Consider the following 13,206-nt stretch of genomic DNA (forward strand, 5'->3'; position numbering starts at 1 on the left):
ATGAAAGATATAAAGATTATAAAATATATTTTGTTGTTTATGTTTGTAACAATATTTTTAAGTCAATCTTCAGTGTTTGCTTTTCATTTTAGCCCTGAAGTAATTAAGGTTGGAGTAACATACAAGGGCGCCAAACTGTATGTTTCAGGAGAAGTTGAAGATGACCGGGATGTTGTGGTGCAGGTTGTGGGGAGTGGGGAGATTGCTCACTTTAAACAAAAAGGCAAAGTCGGCGGCATATTGTGGATGACCGTTGGCCATGTGACTTTTGAAAATGCTCCCTCTGTGTACTTTACTTATCTACCTGAAAAGATAAGCAAATGGGCTGATGAAAATAATCAATCCTGGAAGTCTCTTGGCCTGGGCTTTGACGCTTTGTTCCATAAAATTGAAATTTTGCCCGCTTCTAAGGACAAGAAATTATTGTTTGATAATTTCTTAAAGTTAAAATCTCAGGACAATCTCTATCAATTGGTAAAAAAGGGTGTTTCTTATAAGGCATTGCAGGAGGGTAAAAAGAAATTTATGGCTTCAATTAACATTCCTGCTAAAATGCCTCTGGGTACGTATGAATTGCGGGTTATTAAAGTAAAAGGGGAGCATATCCAGTCTATAGAGAAGGAGCATTTTAAGCTAGAGGAGGTCGGTTTTCCCTTATTCCTGAGTAAGCTGGCGTTTGAGCATAGTTTGCTTTATGGAATTATGGCAGTTGTTGTAGCTATTTTTGCTGGTTTATTTATGGGCGTTCTTTTTAAAGATAGGGGTGGAGCCCATTAAATTAAATAAATGTATCTAACTGACGCAGTTGCAAAAATTAGCGCCGTTAATTGGCAGAACAGACGAACGCTGATAAGCTTAACTATAATTCATAAAATTTACTTATCTCACCTGCCACTCCCAATAAACTTTGCGGTACAAAATGATTTTTTGCAGCTGTGTCCTAAATTAATAAATTTTTCTGCTAGACTATATTACCTTTAATTTTGTATTCTCCAAAAGATAATTGCTGAATGATGTACTGAAAAATGTTTTTAAAAGAGCACTGGTTTAATTGTTAACATTTCAAAATGGGTTTATCTGTGCCTTATAGTAATCTAAAACAATTTATTTGCGGATTGTCTGAAAAGCTTTGCTCTTTTTTTGTTTTTGGCAATAAGCAAAAGCATTCCCTCATTGATTTGTTCGAGCATTTTCAAAAATTGATAGCTCAAAATAATACTTCTCTCGAGATAATGTCTGATTTAGGTGAAAAATTGAGCGGGGAATATGTTTTTGATCGTCACTATATAGAAGATAGCGTTTCGCAATTGACAGATAGTATTTATAAAATGATATATCATCTTGATTGTATGGCGCCTAAAAAGTATCTTCAGCTCTTTAGTATTTATAATAGAATAAGATCTGAAATAGATATGGAGTTAAAAGGAAAGGTGTGTGTTCCTGATGGTGATCTTATTGTGCCTTATGCAAAGATAGATGATACATTGGAAGATTTAGTAGGAGGAAAAAATGCATCTCTCTGCATTGTTGGGAATGTTCTGGGATTTAATATCCCTCCTGGCTTTGCTGTTACAACCAGAGCGTTTGAATTGATATTGAGGGAGGGTATTCTTACCGATAAAATACAGGATTATCTTGCTCAATGGCAGCAAGATAAAATTTCTACTGAAGAAGTATCAGCGAAATTGCAGAACATAATTTTAGATGCAAAGTTGCCGGATGAACTTGCAAAGGAAATTCTAAAAGGCATTGCAGAATTAAAAAAAGAGGTGAGCAAGCAAAATTTGACATTTGCCGTGCGTAGCAGCGCCCTGGGAGAAGACAGCGAACATAGTTTTGCGGGACAATACTCCAGTTTCCTTAATGTGCCGGAAGCAAAGGTCTTGGATGCCTATAAACGGGTAGTGGCCAGTACTTATTCCAGAAGAGCGATGGAGTATAGAAGGGAAAAGGGGATTTTAGAGTCTGAAATTGCTATGGCTGTTGGTTGTCAGGTTATTGTTCCTGCCAGAGTGAGCGGAGTGGTTTATACCCTGGATGCGTTTAATTTAGAAAAGGAGAGGCTGGTGATTTCGGCCTTGCCGGGGATGGGAGAAAAGTTGGTTGCCGGGCAAAGAGAGGCGGATCGATATTTTGTCTCCAGAACGCCGCCTTATTCTATTTTAGGTATGGATATAGTTCATAAAAAAGACATGTTGATTGCAGCCGGAAAGCAGGAAGAAGGGCTAAGTCAAGTTAAGGTCGATGAAGAGACTGCGGATCGCCCCTGCCTTACGTCGAACCAGGTATTGGAACTTGCAAAAGCAGCACTGCAACTAGAAAAATATTTTAAACATCCACAGGATATAGAGTTCGCCTTTGATGATCAGAACAGATTGGTTATTTTGCAGAGCAGGCCATTAAATTTGCAGCAGAGCAAACCAAGATTATTCTGTGATCTGACAAAATTGGCTAAAAAATTTCCGGTTATTTTTGAGCAGAAGGGGGAGATTGTCCAGGAAGGAGTGGCGATGGGCAAAGTTTGTCTCATTAAGGATGACAAAGACCTTGAGAATGTTTCTGAAGGAGCAATTTTGGTCGCGCATTTTTCCTCCCCTAATCTTGCCAGGGCCATTAAACAGGTAAATGGGATTATTACGGATATAGGATCACCATTTGGACATATGGCTACTATAGCAAGAGAATTTAGAGTACCGATGATTGTTAATACTAAAATCGCTACAAAAATTTTACATCAGGGTCAGGAGATAACTTTGGATGCTACGGAGAATGTTGTTTACGCTGGTTTTATGAAAGAACTTTGTTTTTATAATTTTACAGAGACAAAATTTGGAGAAACTTATGAATACAGGTTGTTGCGCAGGATTTTAAAAAAGATATCTCCATTAAATTTAGTGGATCCTGATAGCAAAAATTTTTCACCGTCTTTTTGTAAGTCTTTTCATGATTTAATCCGTTATATTCATGAACAGGCAGTAAGAGAATTAATAGACCAAAATTATTTTACACATTTTTTTGTACGCAAGCGGGCTGTTAAGGTTAACTTAACTATTCCGCTTGGTCTTGTTGTAATTGATATTTCCAATAAGTCTGATTTTAATCTGCAAAAAATAGAGCCGGAGGAATTGGTTTCGTTGCCTTTGAGAAAGTTTCTCAAAGGAGTAAGTGCTCCTGGCATTTGGGCCAGGGAGCCAGTGCCTGTAGATTTTAAAAGTTTTGTTTCCAGCATGACTAAAACATTTTCTTCTGATGTTGCGGACCCCAGGTTTGTCGGTCAGAATCTGGCAGTAATTTCTCCTGAATATGCCAATATTAGTTTACGGCTAGGTTATCATTTTACCATGATCGATACTTTTGCAACTTCTAATGCGAGGGATAATTATATTTATTTCAGATTTTTTGGTGGAGTTACAGACGATACACGCAAAACCAGGCGGGCCAGGTTGATTGGCAAGTTACTGGCAGAGAGCGATTTTTTTGTAAGCATTAAGGGAGACTTAGTCATAGGGAGATTAAAGGGTTTGTCAAAGGAAGAAATTCTGGAAAAGATGTTTGTTCTTGGCGTATTGGTAGCATACACAAGGCAGCTTGATGTGCAGATGGGCGACGAACGAAAAGTAGATTATTTTTTAAGCGAGTTTCATAATATTTTGATGAGTTTGAATTAGTGTATGGGCGTAACTGCAAAAAATCAAAATTTGAGAAACACACATTTGTGCCAAATAATTTTTTGCAGTTATGTAGGTATGCAAGGATAAATACAATTTGGATGGGATAAAACAATTGTACAGCTGTAAAATGTATTTGTCTAGACGATTATGAAATTCTAGTTGGCTTATTAAAGTCGCCGTAACCGTATAAATTTGTTGGAGGAGAGTGTGATGTGCAAGAAAAGGTTCAATATTTTAATTGTGGATGATGAACCAATAGTAAGTAAACGACTGAAGCCGTCTCTGGAGAGGAAAGGGTATGAAGTAGAGACCTTTGTCAGAGCGGTAGATGCATTGGATAGATTTAAGAATTGTCCATTCGATATTGTTATTACAGATTTAAAAATGGAGGAAGAGCTGGACGGAATGAAATTTTTGACTGAGGTCAAATCGTTAAGACCAGCAACCGAGGTTATTGTAATTACCGGCTTTGCTACAATGGAGACGGCGAAAGAATCATTTAAAAAAGGTGTGTTAGATTTTTTGGCCAAGCCTTTTAAATTAAAGGAGATACATAACGCGGTAGCCAAGGCGGTGGATAAGATTAAATCGAGAGTAGAGTAAAAGTTATTTTTGTGTGTGAGGAGTAATGTGTTCGGATTGTTGGAGTATGTGATATTTTAAATAAAAATTTGTGGAGGAAAGATAGATATGAATGTTTTACTGACTGTAGATAATAACCTGGCTTCCAGTATCGCTTTGCGTTATATATGCAGGCAGGCACGTGTAATCCCTATGACGATCCAGCCCATTCATGTTCAGTACCCCGGGCAGAAGCATTATCCTTTGGGATCAGGGTGGGTTCGGCATACATGGGAAGATAGTATTGCAATGTCAAGTGCTGATGAAATAAATGCTTTTATTTATAGTGAAATAGAGTATTGCCATGGTCTTGTTGGTCCAAAAGTTGTTGTTGGAGATAAAACAGATGAACTATTAAAGGAACTGGATACAGGATTTTATGATTTTTATGTTGAAGGCATTTTATTGACATATGAAATTAACAGATTTTATAATTTGTTAAAAGATAAGTTATTTAAAAAAATTCAATGTCCTGTTTTACTAGTAAAAAATTTAGTACATTTTAATTCAGCTGTATTGCTTATAAATGACGACATTGACGTGGACTATATGATTGCCTTTTATTTAAAATTATATGCTGAGGCAGATATACCCCTGAATGTCGTATATTATTCTGCAAAGAGTACTGAAAAGGCTGTCTTTAAAGAAGTGGAGCGGGGCCCTTCATGTCTGGAAAAGGCTAAAGATTTGTTGTCGGCTGCCGGGAGGTCACCGAACAAGCTGATTATGGCTGAAGGGAGGTCTGAAGAAATAGCTGAAAAATTAAAAGGTTCAGGATTAGTAGTATCCACATTTAGACGCGACAAGGTTGTAAGAAATTCTCTTATAGATATTGTAGCGCAAACGCCGTCTCCTGTTTTGCTTTTGTGGAGTTGAGATGTGCCTGGATTTTAAAATTAAAAAAAATATAACAAAGTGTTGATTAAGTGGAACTAAACTAGATAGTATGTTTAGGAGATGTTGAATTCTTAGATAAACTATTTAAATGGGAGATATATAATGAGAATAATGCTTGCTGTAGATGATAACCCATATAGTTTGGATCTTGTTAATGAAGTAAGCAAAATTATTTTCAATACATGGGCTGATATTACTATTGTAGGCATTGATGCCTCCAGTAATGCTAAATCAGGTCAACCTGATGATTTGATAAGATTATTGTTAGAGTATAGGGATACATTGTTGTCCTCATATAAGCAAGATGATGAATGCCCCTATTCACGTAGTAGTATAGAAAAAATTGTCGAAAAGAGGAAAGGAGTTTATGAAGGATATGTGGAAGGAGGGCTAAAAGAATGTAAAATTGTTGCTCGACAGGGTACTGTTTATAAGGAAATTTTAAAACAAGCAAATGAAGACGAAACTGATTTGATAATACTTGGCTGCAATAAGAAAAGTGGTTGCCAATGGGATAAACATGACGTTCCTCTTAAGGTGGTTAACAATGCTTTATGTTCTGTGTTAGTTGTTAAAGAAAATAAAGCGCCCGATAATATTGTTTGTTGTCTCGATCATGATAAGATTACTCAGGATTCATTGGAATTGATTAATCAGATGGCAACAGTATATAATGCTGAATTAAAAGTGGTTGGAATATCAGACGGCGATGTGCTTAAGTCAAAAGTTGAAAAAACTATGCAGCAACTTTTTGAATATTATACTCATCGTAATATTACTTCCTGGTTGGAAGTAGTGGACAGATCAATACTTTTTGCTTTTATTAACCAGGCAGCTCAAAAGGATCTGGTTGCTTTATGGGTTGGGGCAAATTCTTTTTTAAACCGTATTTTTCCACATGAGCGTGTTAGTCATTTGTTAAAGAATTCGTATTCGTCATTACTCTTTTTGAGATGAGAGCTTTTGCGTAATTGTCATGTGTGATATTTGTTCCATCTGTTAAAAAAATGCAGGGTTGAACAAAAACGTTAAATTTATATTGCTACATTTATTTACATGAAATTTAACATTCATTATCTGGCTGCTAATAGGATTATATTTTTTAATTTCATACGATAATAGTGATAAGATATAATGGAATCATTAAGAAATAAGATTATTATTTTTACTGTTTTGGCAGTTATATTTTTGTCATTACATTTAGTTAGCTATATCCATAATATTAATATTTTTAAAAGAGAGTTAAACACTCTTGAAGTCGCCCATGATTTTATGGAAGACGTTTTGGAGTTACGTAGATATGAAAAAAATTTTGTTTATAGAATTGACTCTAAGGATATACAGGAAGTTTTAGATTATTTAAAAAAGATTAAGGACAAAATCAATCTAATTGCGTCTAATCTGGAACTGGCTGATGACGAAAAAGTCAAAGCTTTTCATAGGGATATAACTCAGTATGAGCGTTTGATCAATTTGGCCAGAGAGCGCAAAGAGTTTCGATTTAATGAAATAAGGCGTTATGGTAAAAATATGGTGATGATTGCTCAAAATTTTTTAGATGTCAGCAAAAGCTATATCAACCGCAGATTGAATAAAATTTTAATTATCCCTACACTCGTTGTATTTTTGTTTGGTTTGATTTTAATCGTCCTTTTGATTGTTTTAACTTTTATTATTTTAAAGCAAATGGCGTTTATACAGAGGGCAACTAAAAAAATTGCTCAAGGAAATTTTTCTTATATTCCTGTTAGAAATCACTCTTTTGCTTTAATTGTTGAGGCATTTAACCGTATGATAAAAGAGTTGGAGTTAAGGCAAGAGCAATTACTTAAAGAAAGAAAATTGGCAGCTGTTGGGACTCTAACTTCTGGAATTGCGCATGAATTGAATAATCCATTGAATAATATTTCTTTGATAGTTGAATCGCTTCTTGAAGAGTTCGATGAGCTAAATAAAGAAGAATGTATAGAAATGCTTAACGAGGTGTTGGGAGAAGTGGATCGGGCTAGTTCTGTAGTGAAAAATTTACTTGAGTTTTCACGAAGAAAAAAATCGCAAGCATTTGAATTAATAGATTTGGCTGACATAATTGATGTTACTATCAGGCTTGTACAGAATCAATTGACGCTTTCAAATATTAAGCTTAAAAAGCATATACCTGAAAACATACCTAAAATTAATGGAAATTCGGATAGCTTGAAGCAGGTTTTTGTTAATTTATTTCTTAATGCTATCCAGGCTATGCCTGAAGGTGGCTCTTTAACTGTAGTTGTTTCTCCCGATGCCAAGGGCTTTGTTAGTGTCCAAGTCGCAGACACAGGAGTGGGGATCCCGCAGGATGTGATGGAACGTATTTTTGACCCTTTTTATACGACAAAGCCTGTTGGCATCGGGACTGGACTGGGGTTGTCTATCGTGTATGGAATTGTAAAAAAGCATGGCGGCTACATAGAAGTTCAGAGCGAACAAGGCAAGGGCACAACTTTCACGGTTTTTTTGCCAGCCGCAGACTTGTCGCCAGAGTCTGATTAATTTATTTTTCCTCCTATATTTTCTTCTGAGGATCCGCTACTTAAATTACAGCAGGTATTTTTGCCTGTTATCCAGGAGGATTTTGATTTGCCTTTCCTGAATAGTAAAAATACACCTTTTAATGTCGCACTCGTCGATGACGAGGTAATTTTTTGTAAGAGGATACGTAATTTCTTATTAAAAAAATCATATTCCATTGATACATTCTTAACAGGAAAGGATTTTTTACACGCTACATCTTCCAAGATATTTGATTTAGTTTTTCTGGATTTGAATTTACCTGATATAAATGGTCTTAAGATTTTTGATTATTTGAGGCGCGTAAGCCCCGAAACAAATATAGTTATAATTACAGGATATGGTAGTGTTGATTCTGCTGTCCGTGCAATGAAAGAAGGAGCAGTTAATTACTTATGTAAACCTGTTCGTCTGAACGATATTCTATTGACAGTATCTTCTATTAAGGAGCAGGTAATTCTGCGTAAAAATAGTAAATTGCTTCAAGAATCGCTTAAGAAAGATAATGTTTGGGACGGCTTTATAGCCTGTTGCGCAGACATGCAGAATCTTCTGGCTACAATAAAGAAGGTTGCGCCTTTAAATTGTACTGTATTATTGCAGGGAGATACAGGCACTGGCAAAAGAATGGTTGCGCAGGCTATTCATGGCTTAAGTGACCGTAGGCACAAAAAATTTGTTTCGTTTAATTGCGGCGCTTTTTCTGAGGAATTGATTGCCAATGAGCTTTTTGGACATGAAAAGGGGGCATTTACAGGCGCTGTAGGCGCAAAAACCGGTTTGTTAGAAGCTGCTGACAAGGGTACTGTTTTTTTGGACGAAATAGGCGAGATGCCGCTTTCAATGCAGGTGAAACTTTTGCATGTTATAGAGGAAAAGCGTATTTTGCGTCTGGGTTCTGTAAAACCTATTGAACTGGATATTAGAATTATTGCGGCGACTAATCGGGACTTGAGAAAAATGGTACAGGAAGGGAGCTTTAGGGAAGATTTATTTTTCAGATTAAATGTGGTCACAATATCTTTGCCTAGATTGACCGACAGGAAAGACGATATTCCTTTACTGATCGCGCATTTCATAGATAAATATAATAGACAGTTTTCTAAAAACGTGGCTTCAATTTCTCCGGATGCGCTTACCATTTTAATGAATTATGATTTTCCCGGTAATGTGAGGGAACTTGAAAATATAATCCAGCGCGCAATTGCTTTAAGTGATACGGATGTAATAATGCCGGAACATTTGCCTGCTGATATCCAGCATTTTTCTTTTGAAAGCGTGGATGCCAATTCTCTGATTTCCTTGGAGGAGATGGAAAAGCGGCATATAGCCAGGGTGCTTGAACTTACAGGCTATGATCGTCAAATGACCTCCGCAATTTTGGGTCTTCCAAGGACTACATTGTGGAGGAAGATGAAAAAATATGGACTTTAAGATGTAATCTTTGCCTAAATTGTGCGTTTTTTTTGCAGTTTAAAGTTTGAGATTGCATCAAGCCCAACGCTCCTCGCAATGGCTTAGCGTTCATCCTGTCATTGCGAGGGCAGCGAAGCTGTCCGTGGCAACCTCACCCATTGAGTGAAAATCGCTGGCTCAAAATCTACTTTTATTCCAATACGTTTAATGTAAAACTCGATTAAAAAACGCCTAATTTAGGTTTTGAAAAGTACCCTGAGTCCGTGAACTATTTAACCACCTTCAGGGGACAAGCCCCGTCCATATGAATTCTTGAAAAGCCACGATAAACGTATGGACAATTTCATTCGTCCACCCTTTACAAACTCTGTGCAGTCCAGCTCTTGAATTGTCCGAATAATGACGTGTTCGTGCAATCAGCAAATCAGAAGAAAGCTCCCCCAGGGGGCTATGCATAATTTATTATACTCAACTTTCTTAGTTAATTTGCGAGCGCATTTTCTTCAATGCTAACAAAGACTTGGACACATCTAAGGCTTGCTTGCGGGCTGTGCATAATGGGGTTAGTCAATAGAATATTACTTAATGCCTTTTCTGTTGTTATGATGGGTTTCGAAAGTTCGATGGAATAACCTCCCTATGCACAGCACTTCCGCAATCTTCGCCAAGATGTGTTACCCAAGCCGTTTGTAATGCATTTCAGAAAATGCTCTCTTCAATTGTGTAGTAATTTTAAGGTGTTAATCATGTCAGAAGTTGAGTTATTATATTTTGCCGGTGTGCCCAAATCCCCCAGCGCCTCTCTGGGTAGGAGTTAGATTGTTTACGGGAACAATATTTGCCGTATAAACAGGCATAAACACCAATTGAGCTATGCGCTGGCCCCTGGACACGACTCTTAGTTCCGGCGAGGTATTGAGAAGAGAGACAATTATTTCTCCACGATAATCCGGGTCAATAACCCCGACTCCCTGGCTAACAACCAGCCCTTCCTTTGTGCCTAGACCACTTCTGGAAAAAACAAAACCAGCAATGCCAGGCTGGGTGATTTCAATGGCTATGCCAGTGGGAAAAGCATATCTGTCCCCAGGCTCAAGAATAATTTGAGCCTGGTCGATACAGGCCCGCAGATCAATTCCGGCAGAATAAGGGGTGGCATAGCGGAAGTTTTCACTGGAGCAAAGTTCACTCAAAAATTTGACTTTAACATCAATTTTGCAATTTTTGGTCATTGTTTTTTTACCTTTTTAAGTTGTTTTTTTTGAATACTCGTAATACGTAAGTTTTAGATAATTTTTATTGTAATTTTTAGCAAGAGCGTGCCAGAGCTTGACGTGGCCTTGTAATGGCTGGCAAGAGATTATAAAAGATAAGGAGAAGGCTATGCGCCCTTTAAAAGTCTATAGTGTAATTCCAAGACTGCCGGAAGAATTAATGCCTTTATGGGATTTGGCTTATAACTTCTGGTTTACCTGGAAGCATGAAATAGCTGAGCTTTTCAGTCAGATAGATTACGGTTTGTGGAGAAGAAGTCAGCAGAATCCTGTCTGGTTTTTAAATCATCTGGAGCAGGAGAAACTGGAAACCCTCGCCAAAGACGTTTTCTTTTTAGAAAGACTTAGGCATATTAAAAACAGTCTGGCTGAATATAGACACAGTTCAGACAAGGGATTATCGAAGTTCTTTGATCCTGAATATCCCGTGATTGCTTATTTTAGTGCGGAATACGGACTTGCCCTTTGTTTACCTATTTACTCAGGCGGACTTGGTGTTTTAGCTGGCGATCATTTAAAGTCAGCCAGTGATTTGAATTTGCCCCTGGTGGGAGTGGGGCTTTGTTACCAACAGGGCTACTTCAGGCAATACTTGACCCACGATAGCTGGCAGCAGGAAAAATATCCCATAAATGACTTTGAGCAGATGCCTCTTGTTCTGGAAAAAAATGAACAAGGACACCCATTGAACGTTCAAGTGCAGTTAGCCGGACGTGTGGTCAATGCCCGGATTTGGCGTGCGGATGTTGGACGGGTAAACCTGTATCTTCTGGACACCAATGTGCCTGAAAATGATCCTCTCGACAGGAAAATTACCAGCCAGCTTTACGGCGGTGATCTTGAAATGCGTTTAAAGCAGGAGATTGTTTTGGGCATTGGCGGGGTCAGGGCCTTAAAGGCTTTGGGCCTGGCCCCGAGGGTCATCCATATGAATGAAGGACACTCAGCTTTTGCCGTTCTGGAGCGGATCAGGGTCTTTATGCATGATTTTGGTTTGTCTTTTGAATCTGCCCAGGAACTTGTAGCCTCAAGTAGTATATTTACCACGCATACTCCTGTTCCGGCTGGAAATGATCGCTTCCCCCCCGACCTGATGCAAAAATATTTTGAAGATTATGCTCAGGAATTAGGTCTGGCGTTTAAAGTTTTTCTGGCCCTGGGTCGTGAAGATCAGCACGATGATCAGGAGTCTTTTTGCATGACTGTTCTGGCTCTTCGCCTGTCTCGTTTCAACAATGGGGTGAGCAAGTTACACGGTCAAGTGTCCAGAAATATGTGGAAGAAAGTCTGGCCCCAGTATCCTGTAGATGATGTCCCTATTGGGTCCATTACCAATGGAGTGCATATTCCTTCTTGGGTGGCTCCGGATATTTCTTACCTGTATGACCGCTACTTGGGCTCAAACTGGCGTGAGGATCCTGATTGTGAGCGGGTCTGGCAACAGTCTGAAGCAATCCCTGACGCAGAGCTATGGCGGACCCATGAGCGATTAAGGGAAAGGCTGGTAGATTTTGTCCGTTATCGTTTGAGAGAGCAGATTCTGGCCAGGGGAGGGCGCAGGTATGAGCTGGAACTGGCAGAAGACGTCCTTGACCCTGCAGCTTTGACTATTGGTTTTGCCCGCAGGTTTGCTGCGTATAAAAGGGCCAATCTTATTTTAAGGGATGTGCAACGGTTTTTGAATATTATCCAGGATACAAAACATCCGGTCCAGTTTATTTTTGCCGGCAAGGCCCATCCCAAAGATGAGGAAGGCAAGAAGATTATTCAGCAAATTGTTCAACTCTGTCAGAGAGTGGACTGTCGCTTTAGTGTTGTTTTTTTGGAAGACTATGATTTAGAGATTGCCCGGTACATGCTCCAGGGGTGCGATGTATGGTTGAATACCCCACGGCGACCTCTGGAAGCCTGTGGAACAAGTGGAATGAAAGCAGTGGCCAATGGAGTGCTTCATTTTAGTACACTGGATGGATGGTGGGCCGAGGCTTACCAGCCCGGTAACAGTGTGGGCTGGGCCATTGGTAGCGGAGAAGAATATGAAGACAGCGACTATCAGGACTTTGTAGAAAGTCAGATCTTATATAATATTTTAGAAAAAGAAATTATTCCTCTTTTTTACAATCGAGGCCATGGTAATTTGCCTCGTGAGTGGATCAAGAAGATGAAAAATGGACTTAAGCTTTTGGCTCCAATGTATAATGCTCATCGCATGGTGGAAGACTATGCGCGGTTTGCTTATTTGCCAGCTTATAAAAATTATTTGGCACTTTCTCGTAACGGTTTTGCCCCGGCCAAAGATCTGGCTGCCTGGAGAATGGAGTTAATGACCAAGTGGAGTGATGTGAAAATCAGGAATGTGCGCTCTCAAAGCTTTGACGAAATTTTTGCCGACGATAGGGTCCGGGTCGAGGCGGAACTCTTTATCAATGGCTTGCGCCCAGAGGATGTCAGGATGGAGATTTATGCCGGGGCAGTGGATGTGGAAGGCAATTTCACTGATCGCAAAACAGAAACCATGCAGTCCAAGAGTCAGACCGGTGATGGCTGGATTCTCTATGAAGGGTACATAACACCTGATAATACCGGCAGATTTGGCTTTACAGTCAGGGTCCTTCCTTCTCATCCACTTCTTTTAGACCCCCATTGCCTGGGCCTGATTCATTGGGCACAGTGACGCGTGAAAGAGGAAGTTAGGAAGTTGAGAAGAAAAGAAGTAAAGGCAGGCACAATACATAGCTTCTTTTCAACTACCAATCATCCTGGCTTCCCAGCCTCAT

The 13,206-nt window shown here is 38.9% G+C and carries 9 protein-coding genes; 8 read left to right on the forward strand and 1 reads right to left on the reverse strand.

What is annotated here, in order from left to right; genetic code table 11:
- The 7 genes from KFV02_RS05700 to KFV02_RS05730 all read left to right on the forward strand — a co-directional run bounded on the left by KFV02_RS05700 (position 1) and on the right by KFV02_RS05730 (position 9,173).
- Positions 1–777, forward strand: a complete 777-nt coding sequence (locus KFV02_RS05700) for a TIGR02186 family protein (RefSeq protein ID WP_252380575.1) — start codon at positions 1–3, stop codon at positions 775–777.
- A gap of 455 nt (positions 778–1,232) precedes the next feature.
- The gene (locus KFV02_RS05705) at positions 1,233–3,668 is read left to right on the forward strand and encodes a PEP/pyruvate-binding domain-containing protein (protein WP_252380576.1); all 2,436 of its coding nucleotides are present in this window, start codon (positions 1,233–1,235) and stop codon (positions 3,666–3,668) included.
- Positions 3,669–3,881: 213 nt separating this feature from the next.
- On the forward strand, positions 3,882–4,274 hold the full coding sequence (locus KFV02_RS05710) for a response regulator (protein WP_252380577.1): 393 nt from the start codon (positions 3,882–3,884) through the stop codon (positions 4,272–4,274).
- Positions 4,275–4,361: 87 nt separating this feature from the next.
- On the forward strand, positions 4,362–5,168 hold the full coding sequence (locus KFV02_RS05715; protein WP_252380578.1) for a hypothetical protein: 807 nt from the start codon (positions 4,362–4,364) through the stop codon (positions 5,166–5,168).
- 123 nt (positions 5,169–5,291) lie between these two features.
- Positions 5,292–6,146: a universal stress protein gene (locus tag KFV02_RS05720; RefSeq protein WP_252380579.1), complete on the forward strand. Its 855-nt coding sequence runs from the start codon at positions 5,292–5,294 to the stop codon at positions 6,144–6,146.
- Positions 6,147–6,323: 177 nt separating this feature from the next.
- Positions 6,324–7,721 carry a HAMP domain-containing sensor histidine kinase gene (locus KFV02_RS05725; protein WP_252380580.1) on the forward strand — a complete coding sequence of 466 codons (1,398 nt, stop codon included), beginning with the start codon at positions 6,324–6,326 and terminating at the stop codon, positions 7,719–7,721.
- 60 nt (positions 7,722–7,781) lie between these two features.
- Positions 7,782–9,173: a sigma-54-dependent transcriptional regulator gene (locus KFV02_RS05730; protein ID WP_289510095.1), complete on the forward strand. Its 1,392-nt coding sequence runs from the start codon at positions 7,782–7,784 to the stop codon at positions 9,171–9,173.
- Positions 9,174–9,919: 746 nt separating this feature from the next.
- On the opposite strand, the gene dut is transcribed toward KFV02_RS05730, so the two are convergent.
- Positions 9,920–10,387 carry a dUTP diphosphatase gene (gene dut / locus KFV02_RS05735; protein WP_252380581.1) on the reverse strand — a complete coding sequence of 156 codons (468 nt, stop codon included), beginning with the start codon at positions 10,385–10,387 and terminating at the stop codon, positions 9,920–9,922.
- Positions 10,388–10,538: 151 nt separating this feature from the next.
- Here dut and glgP point away from each other — a divergent pair, with 151 nt between their 5' ends.
- On the forward strand, positions 10,539–13,103 hold the full coding sequence (glgP, locus tag KFV02_RS05740; RefSeq protein ID WP_252380582.1) for an alpha-glucan family phosphorylase: 2,565 nt from the start codon (positions 10,539–10,541) through the stop codon (positions 13,101–13,103).
- Positions 13,104–13,206: the final 103 nt, after the last annotated feature.

The sequence above is a fragment of the Desulfovulcanus ferrireducens genome (genome assembly GCF_018704065.1).
Taxonomy (GTDB): Bacteria; Desulfobacterota; Desulfovibrionia; order Desulfovibrionales; family Desulfonatronovibrionaceae; genus Desulfovulcanus; species Desulfovulcanus ferrireducens.